Source organism: Actinospica durhamensis, from assembly GCF_018139695.1.
Lineage (GTDB): Bacteria > Actinomycetota > Actinomycetes > Streptomycetales > Catenulisporaceae > Actinospica > Actinospica durhamensis.
This window is the reverse complement of the sequence record NZ_JAGSOG010000038.1, coordinates 1-18,187: the sequence shown is the minus strand read 5'-3', so window position 1 is coordinate 18,187 and position 18,187 is coordinate 1. Positions and strand designations below refer to the sequence as shown.

Genomic DNA, 18,187 nt, shown 5'->3' with positions numbered 1-18,187 from the left:
CTCGGCCTTCTGGTGTGCTGGAATCCACGCGGGGTTTGGTCAGGGGCTTGTCTCGACGCGTGCGCCGCGGCCGGTCAGGCCGAGAAGATCGTCCGGTGCCAGTCCTTGCGGGCGGCGCCGGTGATGTCGTGCATGACGTGCTTGACCTGCGTGTACTCCTCGAGGGAGTAGGAAGACATGTCCTTGCCGTAGCCGGACTGCTTGTAGCCGCCGTGGGGCATCTCGCTGATGATCGGGATGTGGTCGTTGATCCAGACGCAGCCGGCCTGGATCTCCCGGCTCGCCCTGTGCGCGCGCACGAGGTCCCTGGTCCACGCCGAGGCGGCGAGGCCGAACGGGGTGTCGTTGGCCAGGCGGATCGCCTCGTCGTCGTCGTCGAAGGGTAGTGCGACGAGGACCGGGCCGAACAGCTCCTGCTGCACGATCTCCGAGTCCTGACTCACGCCGGTGACGAGGGTGGGTCGGTAGTAGGCCCCGGATTCGTACGCGGTGCCGCGCAGCTCGTCCGGGAAGGCGCCGCCGACCACGATTTTCGCGCCGTAGCCGCGGGCCCGTTCGACGTAGCCGGCCACCGCGTCGCGCTGACGCAGGGAGCTGAGCGGGCCGAGGTCGGTGGCCGGGTCGGTGGGGTCGCCGAGCTTGATCGCGGCGAACAGCTCCGCGACGCCCTCGACGAACTCGTCGAAGCGGGAGCGGTGCACGTAGGCGCGGGTGGCGGCGGTGCAGTCCTGGCCGGTGTTGATCAGCGAGCCGGCCACGGCTCCGTGGATCGCGGCCTCGAGGTCGGCGTCGTCGAAGACCACGAACGGGGCCTTGCCGCCGAGTTCGAGGTGGACCCGCTTGACGGTCTGGGCGGCGATCTCGGCGATGCGCTTGCCGACCGGGGTCGAGCCGGTGAAGGAGACCATGTCCACGTCGGGGTGACCGATCAGCGCCTCGCCGGCGACCCGGCCGTGTCCGGTGACGACGTTGACCACGCCGTCCGGGATGCCGGCCTCGGTGCACGCCTCGGCGAAGGCGATCGCGGTGAGCGGGGTGATCTCGGCCGGCTTGAGCACGATCGTGTTGCCCGCGGCGATGGCAGGCAGGATCTTCCACGCGGCCATCTGCAGCGGGTAGTTCCACGGCGCGATCGAGCCGACGACGCCGATCGGCTCGCGGCGGATCGAGGAGGCGTGCTGGCCGCTGTACTCGGCCTGGGCCTTGCCCTCGAGCTGGCGGGCGGCGCCGGCGAAGAACGCGACGTTGTCCACGGTGCCGGGGACGTCGAAGTTGGTGGTGAGCCGGATCGGCTTGCCGGTCTGCGAGGTCTCCAGCGCGGCGAGGTCGGCGGAGCGCTCGTCCAGCACCGCGGCCAGCCGGTGCATCAGGGCGCTGCGCTCTCCGGGGGTGGCGCCGGCCCAGCCGGGCTGCGCGGCCCGGGCGGCGGCGACGGCGCGCTCGACGTCCTCGGCACCGGCGTGGGTGGAGCGGGCCACGACCCGTCCGGTGGCGGGGTCGAGGACGGTCAGGTCCGCCTCTCCGGTGCCGTCTTCGCGGCGGCCGGCGATGTACTGGTGCATGGATGGCTCCCGGGGGCGAGGTCGACCTGGATCCCTGTCAGACGCTTTGAACCCGCAGCGTCACGAGTGTTGGCAGAGTGTCCACCGACGGCGCCTTGCGCGTCAGCGGCTACGCTGCCGCTCTGACCGAAGGATCGTGACATAAATGGGAGTCATCGACAAGGGATTCCGCAGGGAAACTTGGCTGCAACGACGGATTCTCAATAACTTCCCGGTCACAACCAACGCACTCCGTGGGAACGCCTCAGCCGCCTTGCCACCTTGCCAGTCGGGCGTCTAGCTGTCAGAGTGCATGTCGTCACCCATTTGCCGAGACAACCTGTCGGCCCGTGGGTGTCAGGCGGATGAACAAGGTTTCACCCCCCGCCGAGCCGCCGACGACGCCGACCGAAAGCCCGCTACGCGATGTCCGAGAACCCGACCGAACCGCGCACTCCGGTGCTCAGCGGATACCCCACCGTGGCCGAGGTGCTCGCGCTCGACGCCGTCCGCCAGGGCAACCCCCGGGTCGTGGCCGGCGCCGCGGGCCTCGACCGGCGCGTGCGCTGGGTGCACGTGACCGAGCTGACCGACGTGCGCGAGATCCTGCGCGGCGGGGAACTCGTGCTGTCCACCGCGATCGCCTGGCCGGACGACCGGGAGTCGCTGGCCCGCTACATCGCCGACCTGGCCGGGCTGGGCGCGGCAGGCCTGGTGGTGGAACTCGGCCGGCGCTATCCGCAGTCCCCGCCCAAGCCCTTGCTGCTGGCCGCGGAGAAGCATCGCCTTCCGGTCATCACCTTAGGCCGTGATACCCGATTCGTCACGATCACCGAGGCGGTGCACGCCCGGATCATCGACGCGCAGCTGGCCGAGCTGCGGGCCTCCGAGGAGGTGCACCAGACCTTCACCGAGCTCGCGGTGGAGGGCGCGGAGCCGGCCGAGGTGGTGCGCCAGATCAGCAAGATGGCCGGGCACCCGGTGGTGCTGGAGAACCTCGCGCACCAGGTCCTGGTCTACGACGCGACCAGCACGACCGAGGAGGCGCTGCTCGACGGCTGGGAGGGCCGCTCGCGCGCGGTACGTCCGGCCACGCGCACCGCGTACGACGAGCGCTCGGGCTGGCTGACCACGGTGGTGGGCGCCCGCGGGCAGGACTGGGGCCGGCTGGTCGTGGTGTGCGACGGGGTGCCCGCGCCCGCGCCGAGCCGGCTGGTGATGCTGGCCGAGCGCGGCGCCGCGACGCTCGCGCTGAACCGGCTGATGCAGCGCGACCGCGAGACGCTCGAGCGCCAGACCCACCGCACCCTGCTGACCGCGATCCTCAACCACGCGCACTCCTCCTCGGAGATCTCGCTGCGGGCCCGGGCGATCGGCGTGCGGCTGGACGACAAGCGCCTGGTCGGCATCGTGCTGCGGCTGCGCGGCCACAGCTCCTCGCTGGACTACCAGTCGCGGTTGCGCGAACTGACCGACCACGCCGCCGCCGCGGTACGCGACAAGCGGCTCGCGGCGCTGATCGGCGCCGTGGACGAGCACTCGGTGGGGCTGCTGCTCGCGCTCGGCCCGCAGGACCGGGAGGACGCCGCGCTGGAGAACTTCGCCGGGACCGTGCGCAAGCTGGCCGGTCCGGACGGCGGCGACTTCGCCATCGCGGTCGGCACCTCGGTCGGCGCGGTCCGCGACGCGCGCCGCTCGCTGCTCGAGGCGGTGCAGGTGGCCGACGCGGCGATCCGGCAGACCGGCGGGCCCTCGTACCACCGCCTCGTCGACGTGCGGCTGCGCGGCCTGCTGCACCTGCTGCGCGACGACGCGCGGCTGCAGACGTACGTGGAGCGCGAGCTCGGGCCACTGCTCGCCTACGACACCGAGCGCGGCACGAACCTGGTGGCCATGCTGGGCATCTACCTGGATCAGGGCAGGAACAAGTCGGCCGCGGCCGACGCCGCGCACCTGTCCCGGCCCTCGTTCTACGAGCGGCTGCACCGGATCGAGCGCGTGCTCGGGGTGGACCTGGACTCGGTCGAGTCCTGCCTGTCCCTGCACGTGGCCCTGCTCGCACTGGAGGCGGTGCGCAACGTCTGAGGACGCTGCGCACCGCCTCCGGGCGCTGCCATTGCCTGAGCGACCGTCAGATCGCCGACATCACGTGCTTGATCCGGGTGTAGTCCTCGAACCCGTACATGGACAGGTCCTTGCCGTAGCCGGAGTGCCCGAAGCCGCCGTGCGGCATCTCGGCCACCAGCGGGATGTGGGTGTTGATCCACACGCAGCCGAAGTCCAGGTCGCGGGAGAAGGTCAGCGCGCGCGAGTGCGAGGAGGTCCAGACCGACGAGGCCAGGCCGTACTCGACGCCGTTGGCCCACTCCAGGGCCTGCTCGTCGGAGGAGAACTTCTGCACCGTGATGACCGGGCCGAAGACCTCGTTCTGGATGATCTCGTCGTCCTGCTCGAGGTTGGCCACGACGGTCGGGGCGAAGAAGTAGCCGACCTCGCCGACCCGGTGGCCGCCGGTGGTGACCGAGGCGTGCCCGGGCAGCCGCGCGATGAAGCCCTGGACGCGCTCGAGCTGGCCGGCGTTGTTGAGCGGGCCGTAGAGCACGTCCTCGTCGTCCGGGGCGCCGGTCTTGGTCGCGGCCGCGGCGGCGGTGAGCTTGCCCACGAACGCGTCGTAGACCGACTCGTGCACCAGCACCCGGGTGGCCGCGGTGCAGTCCTGGCCGGCGTTGAAGTAGCCGCCGACGCTGATGCCCTCGGCCGCCGCGTCCAGGTCGGCGTCCTCGAAGACCAGGCACGGGGCCTTGCCACCGAGCTCAAGGTGCACCCGCTTGACGTCCTTGGCGGCGGAGGCGGCGACCTCCATACCCGCGCGCACCGAGCCGGTGATCGAGGCCATCGCCGGGATCTTGCTCTCCACCAGCGCGCGACCGGTGTCCCGGTCGCCGCACACGACGTTGAACACGCCGGCCGGGAAGAATTCCTGAGCGACCTCGGCGAGCAGCAGCGTGGACATGGGGGTGGTGTCCGACGGCTTGAGCACCACGGTGTTGCCCGCGGCCAGGGCCGGGGCGATCTTCCAGACCGCCATCAGCAGCGGGTAGTTCCACGGCGTGACCTGGGCGCACACGCCCACCGGCTCGCGGCGGACCGAGGAGGTGTGACCGTCCATGTACTCGCCGCTGGCCCGGCCCTCGAGCAGGCGCGCCGCGCCGGCGAAGAAGCGCAGCTGGTCCACGATCGGGACGAGCTCCTCGGACCGGGTCAGGCCCACCGGCTTGCCGGTGTTCTGGGACTCGACCGCGGCGAACTCCTCTGCCCTGGCCTCGACCGCGTCGGCCAGCTTGAGCAGAGCCAGCTGGCGGGCGGCCGGAGTGCTGCGTCGCCACTCCTTGAAGGCCTCGGCGGCCGTGCGCAGCGCCTTCTCGACGTCCTCGGCCTCGGAGACCGGGGCCAGGGCGATCACCTGCTCGGTGACCGGGTCGATGATCTCGCTGGTCCGTCCGCCGACGGTCTCGGCCGGCTTGCCGCCGACGATGTTGCGCAGGACGCGAGGCTCCATAACCACTCTCCATCGGTCTTCTTCAAACAGTGCTCTGGACAGCACTCTAGTCCGGATAATGATACAGAGCGAGGCAGCGGAAGCAATGGAATCCGTAGTGATAGAGGCTACAAGGCACGAATTCCATCGCTTAGGGCTTGCCAAACGACGGGAACAGCAATCATGATGAACGACGTGTCGATCGAAGGAGCGGCCCGGCGCAAGAACCCGGGCGCGGCGTTGGATCCGTTGTCCAAGGCCATCATCGAGCAGCTCCAACAGGACGGCCGGCGTCCCTACGCGACCATCGCGAAGGCCGTGGGCCTTTCCGAGGCCGCGGTGCGCCAGCGGGTGCAGCGGCTGCTCGACGCCGAGGTGATGCAGGTCGTGGCGGTGACCGACCCGCTCACGGTCGGCTTCAACCGGCAGGCGATGATCGGGATTCGATGCGAAGGTGATATCGAACCGGTCGCGCAGGCGCTGTCCGGCATGGAGGAGGTGGCCTACGTGGTCGCCACCGCGGGTTCCTTCGACCTGCTCGCGGAGGTGGTCGCCGAGGACGACGACCAGCTCCTGCACATCATCAACAAGAGGATCCGAGCGATCCCGCAGGTACGGAGCACCGAGAGTTTCGTCTACCTGAGACTGCACAAACAGACCTACACCTGGGGTACGCGATGACGACGACCGACAGCCGGGCCTACGACCACCTCTGGATGCACTTCACCCGGATGTCCACGTACAAGGACAACCCGGTGCCCACGATCGTCAAGGGCGACGGGGCCTACATCTGGGACGCGAACGGCCGCAAGTACCTCGACGGCCTCGCCGGCCTGTTCGTGGTGCAGGCCGGACACGGCCGGGCCGAGCTCGCCGAGGCCGCCGCGAAGCAGGCCAAGGAGCTCGCGTTCTTCCCGGTGTGGTCCTACGCCCACCCGAACGCGATCGACCTGGCCGACCGGCTCGCCGCGCTCGCGCCCGGGGACCTGAACAAGGTCTTCTTCACCACCGGCGGCGGCGAGGCGGTGGAGACCGCCTGGAAGCTGGCCAAGCAGTACTTCAAGCTGGTCGGCAAGCCGATGAAGCACAAGGTGATCAGCCGCGCGGTGGCCTACCACGGCACCCCGCACGGCGCCCTGTCCATCACCGGCATCCCGGACGCCAAGAAGTACTTCGAGCCGCTGGTGCCCGGCGCGCACAAGGTGGCGAACACCAACTTCTACCGGGCCGAGGAGATCACCGGCGTGCCGGAGCTCGGCGCCGACCTCGAGCGCTTCGGCCGCTGGGCCGCCGACCAGGTAGAGAACGCGATCCTGGCCGAGGGCCCGGACACGGTGGCCGCGGTCTTCGTCGAGCCGGTGCAGAACTCCGGCGGCTGCTTCCCGCCGCCGCCCGGATACTTCCAGCGGCTGCGCGAGATCTGCGACCAGTACGACGTGCTGCTCGTCTCGGACGAGGTCATCTGCGCCTTCGGCCGCCTCGGCACGATGTTCGCCTGCGACAAGTTCGACTACATCCCGGACATCATCACCTGCGCCAAGGGCATGACCTCGGGCTACTCCCCGATCGGTGCCGCGATCGTCTCCGACCGCATCGCCGAGCCCTTCTACCAGGGCACGAACTACTTCCCGCACGGCTACACCTTCGGCGGCCACCCGGTCTCGGCCGCGGTCGCGATGGCCAACCTGGACCTGTTCGAGCGCGAGGGCCTCAACGAGCGGGTGCTCAAGAACGAGCACGCGTTCCGGTCCACGCTGGAGAAGCTGCACGACCTGCCGATCGTGGGCGACGTGCGCGGCGACGGCTACTTCTACGGCATCGAGCTGGTCAAGGACAAGGCCACCAAGGCCACCTTCGACGACGACGAGTCCGAGCGCCTGCTGCGCGGCTTCCTGTCCAAGGCGCTGTTCGACGCGGGCCTCTACTGCCGCGCCGACGACCGCGGCGACCCGGTGGTGCAGCTGGCCCCGCCGCTGATCGCCGGCCAGGAGCAGTTCGACGAGATCGAGCAGATCCTGCGCTCCGTGCTGACCGAGGCCTGGACGAGGCTGTAAGTCTTCTGATGGAGATGCTGCTCGCGAACCCGGGTTCCACCGAGCGGACCCGGGTTCGCCGTATCCCCGAGCTCGCCGTCCGGGACCGCTCCGCTCTGCACGCGGTCCTGGACGCCGGGCTGGTCGGCCACCTCGGTGTGGCCGACGCCGGCCGGCCGTACGTGCTGCCGGTCGCCTACGCCCGCGTGGAGGAGACGGTGCTCTTCCACGGCTCGAGTGCGAGCCGGCTGTTCCGGCTGTGCGCGGCCGGAGTGCCGGTGTGCTTCACCGTGACCGAGCTGGACGGGCTCGTGCTCGCCCGCTCGGCGTTCGAGTCGTCCATGAACTACCGCAGCGCGATGGTGCTCGGCCACTGCGGCGTGCTGCACGGCCGGACCAAGGAACGGGCGCTGCGCCAGATCAGCGAGCACCTGATGCCCGGACGCTGGGAGGAGATCCGCAAGCCCTCGGCCCAGGAGCTCAAGGCCACCGCGGTGCTCGAGCTCCCGCTGGACGAGTGCTCGCTGAAGATCTCCGCCGACGGCCCGAGCGACGAGCCGGCCGATCGGGAGCTGCCGGTGTGGGCCGGCCGGCTGCCGTTGACGCGGCAGTGGGGCGACCCGGTCCCGGCCGAGGACCTCGACCCCGCGCACGCCCGCATACCCGCGTACATCGACCGCTGGCGACAGCGGACCTCCTGAAGGATCACCCGTGACCGCCCTCGTGACCGCGCCGAGTTTCTGGCACGCCTCGCTGCCCACCCCCGTCGTCTCGCGACCGGCACTGCCCGGACCGCGGGACGCCGACGTCGCCATCGTCGGGGCCGGGTACACCGGCCTGTGGACGGCCTACTACCTCAAGAAGGCCGACCCGTCCCTGCGCATCGTGGTCCTGGAAGCGCAGTACGCGGGCTTCGGCGCCTCCGGGCGCAACGGCGGCTGGTGCTCGGCCCTGTTCCCCTCCAGCCTGGCCAAGGTGGCGAAGGTGGCCGGGTCCAAGCAGGCGGCCGTGGACCTGCAGCGCGCGCTCAACGGCGCGGTGGACGAGGTCGGCGCGGTGGCCGCGGCCGAGGGCATCGACTGCCACTTCAGCAAGAGCGGCACCGTGGTCCTCGCCCGCAGCGAGGTCCAGCTCGAGCGGGCCCGCGAGGAGATCGCCGAGTTCCGCGAATACGGCTTCGGCGAGGAGGACCACCGGCTGCTCACGGCCGAGGAGGCCAGGGCCGAGGTGCACGCCACCGAGGTGCTCGGCGCCACCTACACCCCGCACTGCGCGGCCATCCAGCCCGCGCTGCTCGCACGCGGCCTGGCCGACGTGGTCGAGCGGATGGGCGTGGAGATCTACGAGCAGACCCCGGTCACCTCGATCTGGCACGGCGAGGCGCGCACGCCGTACGGCTCGGTCACGGCCGAGACCGTGGTGCGCGCGACCGAGGGCTACACGACGACCGTGGGCGGGTTCAAGCGGGACCTGATCCCGGTCTACTCCCTGATGCTGGCCACCGAGCCGCTGCCGGAGGAGACCTGGGCGCAGATCGGACTGAGCAAGCGTCAGACCTTCTCCGACGGCCGCCACCTGATCATCTACGGCCAGCGCACCGCGGACGGCCGGCTGGCCTTCGGCGGCCGCGGCGCGCCCTACCACTTCGGTTCCTCCATCAAGCCCGAGTACGACCGCGAGCCGCGGGTGCAGGCGGAGCTCAAGCAGGTGCTGACGGAACTGTTCCCGGTGCTCGGCGACGTGAAGGTGACGCACACCTGGGGCGGCGCGCTGGGCGTGCCGCGGGACTGGTTCGCCTCGGTGGGCCTGGACCGCGCGGCCCGGCTGGCCTGGGCCGGCGGCTACGTGGGCGACGGCGTGGGCGCGACCAACCTGGCCGGGCGCACGCTGGCCGACCTGATCCGCGGCCAGCGCACCGAGCTGACCGCGCTGCCCTGGGTCGGGCACCGCTCGCCGAAGTGGGAGATCGAGCCGCTGCGCTGGATCGGGGCGAACCTCGGCCTGCGCGTGATGGACAGCGCGGACGCGGAGGAGGCCCGTACCGGGCGCCCCTCCCGCCGGGCCCGGGTCTTCGGGCGCTTCCTCGGCGCCTGAGACCCGAGCGGCGCCACCATGCGGTGGCGCCGCGTCCGTCCTGGGCGCGCTGCTCCGTCCGGGTCCGCCGTGGCACCGGGTCCGGCGGTCCCCATACGGTGCACGATCATCACATCGGAGGAATTACATCCGATTTGAGTGGATTAACCCGGTGCCCGGGGGCAGAGTCGAGGGGTGAGCCTACCCTCGGACAATCCCGTTCTCAACGCCGTCGGCCTGACGTACCCGGCCGACGGCTCTGTGTTGCGTGGGGCCGGTCTCGCGGTCGGGGAGCGGGAGGCCGTGGCCGTGCTCGGCGAACCGGGCTCGGGCAAATCCGCCCTGATGGGCGCGCTGTGCGGACTGATCCAACCGGCCTCCGGCACGCTGTGGGCCAACGGCCGGCCGCTGCACGCGCTCGAGCCCGAGGCGCGCCTCGAGGTGTTCCGGCGCCAGTTCGGCGTGCTGCCGCAGGACTGCCGCATACTGCCGGAGCTGACCGTGGCGGAGAACGTCGCGCTGCCGCTGCGGCTGACCGGGATGCGCGCCGGCGAGGCGGTGGAGCGGTCCAGGATCTGGCTCGAGCGGTTCGAGATAGAGCGTTATGCCCCCGTGCGCGCCGCGACCCTGACCGCGCCGGTGCTGCGCCGCGCCGCGCTGGCCCGAGCGCTGGTCAACGACCCGATCGTGCTGCTCGCCGACGAGCCGCTGGCCGACCTCACCGGGCAGACCGCCGAGGCCACGGCCCGGATCCTGCGCTCGATCGCGGTCTCGCACGGCACCGCCGTGGTCGTCTTCACCCGCGACCCGATGACCGCCGCGTACTTCAACCGCACGATCCGGTTGGCGAACGGCCGTACCAACGTGCAGCCGGCCGGGCCGCGGCCGGCCGCCGTGCCCGTGCTCTCGGCCGCCGAGACGACCCGCGCCGCCTCCACACCCGCCACACCCGCCGGACCCGTCCGGTGAGCACGGGGAAAGGCCCCGCTACGGCGACGAAGCCGGGCGCGGCCGCGCCGGCGAGTACGCCGGAACACCGCCTGCCCGTCCTGGCCTGGCTCGCCTGGCGCTTCCTGCCGCCGCTCTACCGCGACGACCTGCGCACACTGCTGCGCGTCGGGGGCGCCTGCGCGTACCTCGCGATGCCGCTCACCGTCGCGCTGGCCGCACTCGGCGCACGCGAGCTGCCGGGCGTCACCGCCGTCAGCCTGCTGTGTCTGTCCGTGCCCGGCCTGCCGCCGTTGTGGCGCAACGCGATCCGGCTCGGCGACCGGCGCCGGGGCACCGCGCTGGCACTGCGTCAGGTGCGGGTGGGCCGCCGGACCGCGGCGCTGACCTCGCTCAGCCGCCAGGTGGCCTACCCGCTCGCCGGGTCGCTGGTCGGCGTGGCACTCATCCTGCTGCTGCACGGTCTGCTGGGCTCGATCCTGCCCGGCACCGCCCCGCTGGCCGTGGCAATCAAGGACTCCGCCGGCAGCTGGACGTTCGCCGCGATCCTAACCCCGATCGTGCTGATGGCGCTGACCGGCCTGCTCAGCGGCGAGTGGGCGCGGGCCACCGGGTACTGGCTCGGGCGGACCCTCAGCCGAGTCGGCCGGCGCGCAGTGCGGCCACAGCCTCAGTGAGCGTGTCCACGATCGGCAGGCCGAGTCCGGCCGCCTCGAGATTGGCGCGGCTGGAGGAGCCGCCGGTGTAGAGCACCGCGGTCGCGCCCACCTCGAGCGCCGCCAGCGCGTCGTCCACGCAGTCCCCGACCAGGGCTATCTGGCCCGGGGACAGACTCGGATCGGTGCGCTGAAGGTGCCTCAGGTGCGCGGTGAGGTACTTGGCCTTGGGGCCGTAGTCCGGCGTGGGCGGGCGCCCGTCCACCCGGTTCAGCCGCGGCGCCAGTCCCAGCGCGTCGACCAGCGGCACCAGCTTGTCGTGGTCGTACATCGACAGCAGCGACTGGCCCTGCGGCGCCCAGCTGTCCATCGCGGCCAGCGCGTCCGCGGTCAGACCGCAGGTCTCCAGGCCCGCCGCGTAGGTATGGGCGAAGGTGTGGTCGATCAGCTCCCACTCGAGCGCGGTGTACTCCCGGCCGACCATGGCGAAGTAGAAGTCCTGCAGCGGCCGCCGGTACAGGTCACGGTAGCGCTCGACGTCGAGCAGGCCGCAGCCCACCGCCACGAGCGAGGCGTTCGTCGCCGCCGCGACCAGCTGCTGGTCGTCGAACAGGGTGCCGTTCCAGTCCCAGACCACATGCCGGACTATCTCCACCGCCACGGATGCTCCCTCAGTCCTCGTGCGCGGCCAGCTGGCCGCAGGCTCCGTCGATCTCCCGGCCGCGGGTGTCGCGGACCGTCACCGCCACCCCGTGCGCCTCGAGCGTGCGCACGAACGCGGCCTCGTCCTCGGGCCGCGAGGCGGTCCACTTCGAACCCGGCGTGGGGTTGAGCGGGATCAGGTTGACGTGCGCCAGCTTGCCCTTGAGCCGCTTGCCGAGCAGGTCGGCCCGCCAGGCCTGGTCGTTCACGTCCTTGATCAGCGCGTACTCGATGGACACGCGCCGACCGGTCTGCCCGGCGTAGTCCCAGGCGGCGCCGAGCACCTCGCCCACCTTCCAGCGGGTGTTGACCGGGACCAGCTCGTCGCGCAGCTCGTCGTCCGGGGCGTGCAGCGAGACCGCCAGCGTGACGTTGAGCCTCTCCTCGATCAGCTTCTCGATCGCCGGCACCAGCCCCACCGTGGAGACGGTGATGTGCCGCTGCGAAAGGCCGAGGCCCTCCGGCGCGGGTTCGACCAGCCGGCGCACCGCGCTGATCACTGCCTTGTAGTTGGCCAGCGGCTCGCCCATGCCCATGAACACCACGTTGGACACCCGCCCGGGCCCGCCCGGCACCTCGCCCCGGGCCAGCGACCGCGCGCCCGCCACGACCTGCTCGACGATCTCGGCGGTGGACATGTTGCGAGTCAGGCCGGCCTGCCCGGTCGCGCAGAACGGGCAGTTCATGCCGCAGCCGGCCTGCGAGGAGACGCACATGGTGGCGCGGTCCGGGTAGCGCATCAGCACCGACTCGACCAGTGCGCCGTCGTGCAGCTTCCAGAGCGTCTTACGCGTGGTGCCCTGGTCCGCGGTCAGCTCGCGCACCGCCGTGAGCAGCGACGGAAGCATGGCCTCGCGCAGCTGCTCGCGCTGGGCGGCCGGGATGTCGGTCCAGCCCTGCGGGTCGTCCTCGAGCCGGTCGAAGTAGTGCGTGGAGAGCTGAGCTGCACGAAAGCCGGGCAGGCCCGCGTTCGACAGGGCCTGCTTGCGTTCGATCAGGGTGAGATCCGCGAGGTGGCGCGGCGGCTTCCCGCGACGGGGCGCCTCGAAGACCAGTTCACCGGGCTTTTGTGCACTCATCCTGCTATTGTCCCATCCCCCACCGGCAGCTTCGTCCAGCCGAGGCGCGGCCCGGGCCGGTACACGGTCCGCCGCAGGTCGGTACGCGGGAAGATCGGCGCTTTTCAGTGCTTGAGGAAGAGCTGCAGCAGCAGGTAGACGATCGGCGCGGTCGGCAGCAGCGAGTCGAGCCGGTCCATGATGCCGCCGTGGCCCGGCAGCAGCCGCCCCATGTCCTTGATGCCCAGGTCGCGCTTGATCATCGACTCGCACAGGTCCCCCAGCGTCGCGCTGGCCACCACCGCGACACCGAGCACCGCGCCCTGCCAGGGCTTGCCGTGCAGCACCAGGTCCAGGTAGGCCGCGCCCGCGACCGCCGCCGTGATGACGGAGCCGGTCAGGCCCTCCCAGGACTTCTTCGGCGAGATCTTCGGGGCCATCGGGTGCCGTCCGAACAGCACCCCCGCCGCGTAGCCGCCGGTGTCGTTGCACACCACGAGCAGCAGGAAGAGCAGCACCTTCTGGGCGCCCTGGTCCTGCGCCGTGAGCAGCATCGCGAATCCGGCCAGGAACGGGACGTACACCACCGCGAACACGGCCGCGGTCGTGTCCCGCAGATACCCGTCCGCGCCGTCGGCCAGCCGCCAGACCAGGATGGCCACCACGGTCAGGCCGAGCACCGCGGTCTGCGCGCCCTCGCCGGAGAAGTAGGCCGCGGCCAGGATGCCGAGCCCGCCGACCGCGACCGGGATCAGCGGCAGCGAGACGCCGCGCTCCTTCAGGGCCACGCTCAGCTCGTGCAGCGCCACCACGGCGGCCAGCGCCACCACGGCCAGGAAGGCGACCTTGACCACGAGCAGCGAGGCCACGATGACCACGCCGAGGCCCAGGCCGACGCCGATGGCCGCGGGGAGGTTGCGACCGGCCTTGCCCGTGGCCTTCGGCTCCGCCACGGGCTGCTCCCTCCGCTTGACGGCGCTCGTCATTTGCCCGCCCACTTTTTCCTCCACACAGTCCGCGGGCACCGCCCCGGTGATCACGTAACGTTGCCGTCGGAGAGGCTACACCCACCGGCGAGACGCCGTTCCTCCAGCCGCAGCCTATGTCCGGTAGCCGTCGTGCGCCCGCCGGCCGAGGGGCCGACGGTCCGGAGCCCGGCCCCCGATCCGCCCGGCCGGGCCGTGGGTCGGGCTGAGCCGGCTCAGACCTCGAGCAGCTCGTTCTCCTTGTGCTTGAGCGCCTCGTCGATCTGCGCCGTGTGCTTGGCGGTCAGGTCGTCGAGCTCCTTCTCCGCACGCCGGCCGTCGTCCTCGCCGACCTCGCCGTCCTTGACCAGCTTGTCGATGGCCTCCTTGGCGTGGCGGCGGATGTTGCGCACCGACACCTTCGCGTCCTCGCCCTTGGACTTGGCCAGCTTGATGTACTCGCGCCGACGCTCCTCGGTCAGCTGCGGGAAGAGCACGCGGATGATGTTGCCGTCGTTGCTCGGGTTCACGCCCAGGTCGGAGTCGCGGATCGACTTCTCGATCGCGGCCAGCGTGGTCTTGTCGTAGGGCGTGATCACCGCCATGCGCGGCTCGGGCGCCTGGATCGAGGCCATCTGCGGGACCGGCGTCATCGTGCCGTAGTACTCCACCACGATCTTGTTGAACATCGCCGGAGTGGCGCGTCCGGTGCGGATGCCGGTGAAGTCCTCCTTGGCCACGCCCACGGCCTTATCCATCTTCTCCTCGGCCTCGAGGAGGGTCTCGTCGATCATCACGGCTCCCTACATCGGTTCGGATACGGCTGCTGCGGGCCGCTGGTTGCCGGGTGCGGCCGGACCCGGAGTTGGTGCGCTCGGGTACTGATGCGTCCCGCAGGGCTCACGCTACTGCGCGTCGGCTCCGTCGACACGGCTCACCAGCGTACCGATCTTCTCACCGGCGATGGCGCGGCCGATGTTGCCCTCGGTCTCCATGCCGAAGGCCAGCATCGGCATGGAGTTGTCCCCGCACAGCGAGACCGCCGCGGCGTCGATCACCTTCAGGCCGCGCACCAGGAACTCGCGCGGGTCGATCGTGTCGAAGCGGTAGGCCCCGGGGTTGGTCTTCGGGTCCGAGTCGTAGATGCCGTCCACTCCCTGCTTGGCGATCAGCACCACCTCGGCGTCGATCTCCAGCGCGCGCTGGGCGGCCGTGGTGTCGGTGGTGAAGAACGGCATGCCGACGCCCGCGCCGAAGATCACCACGCGGCCCTTCTCCAGGTGCCGGATCGCCCGCCGCGGGATGTAGGGCTCCGCGACCTGGGCCATGGTGATCGCGGTCTGCACCCGCGTCTCCACGCCCTGCTTCTCCAGGAAGTCCTGCAGGGCCAGGCAGTTCATCACGGTGCCGAGCATGCCCATGTAGTCGCCGCGGGTCTGCTCCATGCCGCGGTGCTTGAGCTCGGCGCCGCGGAAGAAGTTGCCGCCGCCCACCACCACGGCGATCTGCGTGCCGGTGGCCCACAGCGCCTCGGCGATCTGACGGGCGATCGACTGCACCACGTCCGGGTCGACCCCGACCTTGCCGCCGCCGAACACCTCCCCGGACAGCTTCAGCAGGACCCTCTTGTAAGGGGACGGGGTGGTTTCCGGCACCGGTATCGACCTCCAGGCGGCGTACGGATCGCGAGGCGCGCGCGGCGCGCCCGCGAGGGCTTGCGGGATGTTGCGGGTCGGGGGGTGCGCTGGGCGCGCCCCGCGATCCGCCCGTGTCCTACCTCCAGGGTGTCACCTTCGGAGACGGGCGGGTTCTTGCGCCGAGGGGCGGCCGGTCGCTCGGCTGGGATTCCAACCTCGCGCCCGACCGCCCCTGCGGTGGATCAGACTCCGACGCGGAAGCGGGCGAACGCCTGCAGCGTCACGCCTGCCTCCTCGAGCACCTTCGCCACGGTCTTCTTCGGGTCCTTGGCGAACGCCTGCTCGAGCACGACGTTGTCCTTGAAGAAGCCGTTGACCCGGCCCTCGACGATCTTCGGCAGCGCGGCCTCGGGCTTGCCCTCCTCGCGGGAGGTCTCCTCGGCCAGCCGACGCTCGTTCTCCACGATCTCGGCCGGAACCTCGTCGCGGGTCAGGTAGGTCGGGGCGAACGCGGCGATGTGCTGCGCGACGTCCTTCGCGGTGGCCGCGTCGGCCTTGTCCAGCTGGACCAGCACGCCGACCTGGGCCGGCAGGTCCGGCGAGGTCTTGTGCAGGTAGGACGCGACGAAGCCGCCCTCGAAGGTGGCGGTGCGACGCAGCTCGATCTTCTCGCCGAGCGTGGCGTTGGCCTCGTCCACGAACTCCTGCACGGACTTGCCGGTGGTCGGGAAGGTGCTGGCGAGCAGCGCCGGCACCTCCGCCGGGCCGGTGGCCACGACGTGGGCGAGCAGCTCGGCGGCGACCTGCTGGAACCGGTCGCCCTTGGCGACGAAGTCGGTCTCGCAGGCCAGCTCGAGCAGCGTGCCCTTGCTGCCGTCGGCCTCGATCTGCGAGGTGACCAGGCCGTTGGTGGCCGAACGGCCCTCACGCTTGGTCACGCCCTTGAGGCCCTTGACCCGCAGGTACTCGACGGCCTTGTCGAAGTCGCCGTCGGTCTCCTCGAGCGCCTTCTTGCAGTCGAGCATTCCGGCCGCGGTCAGCTCCCGCAGCTTCTTGATGTCGGCGGCGGTGTAGTTCGCCATGATGCGGTTAATCCCCTGTTCTGGCTATCGCGGGTCGGGAGGGTCAGGCCTGCTCGTCCGACTGGGTCTCGGCGACGGCCTCGGTCGCGGGCTCGACAGCCTCGGTCGAGGTCTCGACGGCCTCGGTCGCGGTCGCGGTCTCGGCCACGGCCTCGGCGGCAGCCTCGGTCGCGGTCTCGGCGGCAGCGCCCTCGGACGCGGTCACGACGGGGACCTCGGGCTCGGTCACCAGCAGGTCCTTCTCCCACTCGGCGAGCGGCTCGCCGGCGGCGACCTCGGCACCCTCGGTCGCGGTGGCCTGCTGGCCGGAGCGGGCCACGAGGCCCTCGGCCACGGCGTCGGCCACGACGCGGGTGAGCAGGGCGACGGAGCGGATCGCGTCGTCGTTGCCCGGGATCTTGTAGTCGACCTCGTCCGGGTCGCAGTTGGTGTCCAGGATCGCGATCACCGGGATGCGCAGCTTGCGCGCCTCGCCGACGGCGATGTGCTCCTTCTTGGTGTCGATGATCCACACCGCGGAGGGCACCTTCTGCATGTCCCGGATGCCGCCGAGGGTCTTGTCCAGCTTGTCCTTCTCGCGGCGCAGGACGAGCAGCTCCTTCTTCGTCATGCCGGAGGCGGCGACGTCGTCGAAGTCGATGAGCTCGAGCTCCTTGAGCCGCTGCAGCCGCTTGTAGACGGTGGAGAAGTTGGTGAGCATGCCGCCCAGCCAGCGCTGGTTCACGTAGGGCATGCCGACGCGCTTGGCCTGCTCGGCCACGGCTTCCTGCGCCTGCTTCTTGGTGCCGACGAACAGGACCGTGCCGCCGTGGGCGACGGTGGCCTTGATGAACTCGAAGGCCCGGTCGATGTACGACAGCGACTGCTGCAGGTCGATGATGTAGGTGCCGTTGCGCTCGGTAAGAATGAAGCGCTTCATCTTCGGGTTCCAGCGACGGGTCTGGTGTCCGAAGTGGACGCCGCTCTCCAGGAGCTGGCGCATGGTGACGACGGCCATTGCCGTGTCCTCCTCGTTCGTAGTCCGGTTTGACCGCGGTGTTCCGGAACCATGCCGGCCGGGCCCCGAGCCGAGGCTGGGGACCGGAAGCCGGAAAGCTCCCGAAAGCTACCGCCCTGGTGTCCGGGCGGCGGCCGCGCCGCGCCGTACCCTGGAGGGCCGGTGCGGAACCGAGCGACCGCCGGTCAGGTCAGCCTCACGCCGTGCGGCCCACGCGAGGGTGGGGCGCTGCGGACGTGTGACGGACTCGGCCGTGGACACGCGAATTCGGTCCGCGCACCATGGCCTCGGCGGAATGCCGGTCGGGGCCGAGGGGCGTGGACCTGGGTTCTGGTTTGTTACTGCCGGACCATTCTAGCCGCTCCGCGGCGGCCCCCTGACCGGATTGCCTGCGCTGCCTGGATTGGTCGAGGACTGGGTGGCGGCGGGGTGGCGCGGAGGTGGCCGCACCCGGAGTCATCGGCCCGGCGACGGGCTCAGCGGCTCGAGGCGCACCGCCCCGCAACCGAGCAAAAGCAGCGGGTCGTAGTAGACCGCCGCGTGCCCGTGTCCTGCGACGAGTCCCCAGTGCAGACACGCGGCCGCGGCGCAGTGCCCGCTGCGCAACGTGCCGATCCGCTGCCCGCGGACCACCCGCTCCCCCACGACGGTCGCCGGATCCGGCGCGACCGGCTCGTACGTCGTCCGAAGCTCCCCGTGCCCGACCACGACCACGGGCCGATCGACGAGGTACCCGGCGTAGAGCACGACCCCCGACCCTGCCGCCACCACCGCCTCGCCGCGGTAACCACCCAGGTCAACGCCCCGATGCCCCGAATCCCAGCGATGCCGTGGCGGCTCGAAGGGACGCAGCACGGCGGGTTCGGACGGGTCGGCGGCGGCTCCGGACGTCGGCTGGCTCTGTCCGGCGAGCGGCCACGTCCAGACCGAGGCGGGGTCGGAGGTCGAGGCGGGGTC

Annotated in this window: 17 protein-coding genes; 7 read left to right on the top strand and 10 right to left on the bottom strand. The window is 71.1% G+C overall.

Features of this window, described 5'->3' with window-relative positions:
* Nucleotides 1-74: 74 nt before the first annotated feature.
* Nucleotides 75-1,562, bottom strand: coding sequence for a gamma-aminobutyraldehyde dehydrogenase (locus tag KDL01_RS10685; protein ID WP_212528250.1), 1,488 nt, complete (start codon nucleotides 1,560-1,562; stop codon nucleotides 75-77).
* A gap of 405 nt (nucleotides 1,563-1,967) precedes the next feature.
* On the opposite strand from KDL01_RS10685, the gene KDL01_RS10680 reads away from it, so the two are divergent.
* The gene (locus tag KDL01_RS10680) at nucleotides 1,968-3,626 is read left to right on the top strand and encodes a PucR family transcriptional regulator (RefSeq protein ID WP_212528249.1); all 1,659 of its coding nucleotides are present in this window, start codon (nucleotides 1,968-1,970) and stop codon (nucleotides 3,624-3,626) included.
* Nucleotides 3,627-3,672: 46 nt separating this feature from the next.
* On the opposite strand, the gene KDL01_RS10675 is transcribed toward KDL01_RS10680, so the two are convergent.
* Entirely contained in the window at nucleotides 3,673-5,106 is a 1,434-nt protein-coding gene (locus KDL01_RS10675) for a gamma-aminobutyraldehyde dehydrogenase (protein ID WP_368861543.1), read from the bottom strand.
* 174 nt (nucleotides 5,107-5,280) lie between these two features.
* Between KDL01_RS10675 and KDL01_RS10670 the strand changes: the two genes are divergently transcribed.
* The 6 genes from KDL01_RS10670 to KDL01_RS10645 all read left to right on the top strand — a co-directional run bounded on the left by KDL01_RS10670 (nucleotide 5,281) and on the right by KDL01_RS10645 (nucleotide 10,810).
* Nucleotides 5,281-5,760 (top strand): Lrp/AsnC family transcriptional regulator, encoded by a 480-nt coding sequence (locus KDL01_RS10670; RefSeq protein WP_438801955.1) that lies wholly within the window; start codon nucleotides 5,281-5,283, stop codon nucleotides 5,758-5,760.
* Nucleotides 5,757-7,133 (top strand): aspartate aminotransferase family protein, encoded by a 1,377-nt coding sequence (locus tag KDL01_RS10665; protein WP_212528247.1) that lies wholly within the window; start codon nucleotides 5,757-5,759, stop codon nucleotides 7,131-7,133. Before KDL01_RS10670 ends, KDL01_RS10665 begins: the two co-directional genes overlap by 4 nt.
* A gap of 8 nt (nucleotides 7,134-7,141) precedes the next feature.
* Nucleotides 7,142-7,813 (top strand): pyridoxamine 5'-phosphate oxidase family protein, encoded by a 672-nt coding sequence (locus KDL01_RS10660; protein WP_212528246.1) that lies wholly within the window; start codon nucleotides 7,142-7,144, stop codon nucleotides 7,811-7,813.
* A 10-nt stretch (nucleotides 7,814-7,823) separates the two neighbouring features.
* Nucleotides 7,824-9,206 (top strand): NAD(P)/FAD-dependent oxidoreductase, encoded by a 1,383-nt coding sequence (locus tag KDL01_RS10655; RefSeq protein WP_212528245.1) that lies wholly within the window; start codon nucleotides 7,824-7,826, stop codon nucleotides 9,204-9,206.
* 174 nt (nucleotides 9,207-9,380) lie between these two features.
* Nucleotides 9,381-10,154 carry an ATP-binding cassette domain-containing protein gene (locus KDL01_RS10650; protein ID WP_212528244.1) on the top strand — a complete coding sequence of 258 codons (774 nt, stop codon included), beginning with the start codon at nucleotides 9,381-9,383 and terminating at the stop codon, nucleotides 10,152-10,154.
* The gene (locus KDL01_RS10645) at nucleotides 10,151-10,810 is read left to right on the top strand and encodes a hypothetical protein (RefSeq protein ID WP_212528243.1); all 660 of its coding nucleotides are present in this window, start codon (nucleotides 10,151-10,153) and stop codon (nucleotides 10,808-10,810) included. Before KDL01_RS10650 ends, KDL01_RS10645 begins: the two co-directional genes overlap by 4 nt.
* On the opposite strand, the gene KDL01_RS45205 is transcribed toward KDL01_RS10645, so the two are convergent.
* From KDL01_RS45205 to KDL01_RS10605, 8 genes are all read right to left on the bottom strand, one after another.
* A complete protein-coding gene (locus KDL01_RS45205; protein WP_212528242.1) occupies nucleotides 10,767-11,450 on the bottom strand; it encodes an HAD family hydrolase in 684 nt (227 codons plus the stop codon). The genes KDL01_RS10645 and KDL01_RS45205 overlap by 44 nt on opposite strands.
* Before the next feature lie 10 nt (nucleotides 11,451-11,460).
* Nucleotides 11,461-12,570, bottom strand: coding sequence for a dual-specificity RNA methyltransferase RlmN (rlmN, locus tag KDL01_RS10635; protein ID WP_212528241.1), 1,110 nt, complete (start codon nucleotides 12,568-12,570; stop codon nucleotides 11,461-11,463).
* Nucleotides 12,571-12,674: 104 nt separating this feature from the next.
* Nucleotides 12,675-13,535 (bottom strand): phosphatidate cytidylyltransferase, encoded by an 861-nt coding sequence (locus KDL01_RS10630; RefSeq protein WP_212528240.1) that lies wholly within the window; start codon nucleotides 13,533-13,535, stop codon nucleotides 12,675-12,677.
* A gap of 215 nt (nucleotides 13,536-13,750) precedes the next feature.
* Nucleotides 13,751-14,308: a ribosome recycling factor gene (gene frr / locus KDL01_RS10625; protein WP_212528239.1), complete on the bottom strand. Its 558-nt coding sequence runs from the start codon at nucleotides 14,306-14,308 to the stop codon at nucleotides 13,751-13,753.
* A gap of 111 nt (nucleotides 14,309-14,419) precedes the next feature.
* Nucleotides 14,420-15,169 carry a UMP kinase gene (gene pyrH / locus KDL01_RS10620; RefSeq protein ID WP_307846234.1) on the bottom strand — a complete coding sequence of 250 codons (750 nt, stop codon included), beginning with the start codon at nucleotides 15,167-15,169 and terminating at the stop codon, nucleotides 14,420-14,422.
* Between the two features lie 224 nt (nucleotides 15,170-15,393).
* A complete protein-coding gene (gene tsf, locus KDL01_RS10615) occupies nucleotides 15,394-16,233 on the bottom strand; it encodes a translation elongation factor Ts (protein WP_212528238.1) in 840 nt (279 codons plus the stop codon).
* A gap of 43 nt (nucleotides 16,234-16,276) precedes the next feature.
* Entirely contained in the window at nucleotides 16,277-17,230 is a 954-nt protein-coding gene (gene rpsB / locus KDL01_RS10610; RefSeq protein WP_212528237.1) for a 30S ribosomal protein S2, read from the bottom strand.
* Nucleotides 17,231-17,686: 456 nt separating this feature from the next.
* The coding region (locus KDL01_RS10605; RefSeq protein ID WP_212528236.1) for a M23 family metallopeptidase at nucleotides 17,687-18,187 on the bottom strand (501 nt) is incomplete at its 5' end.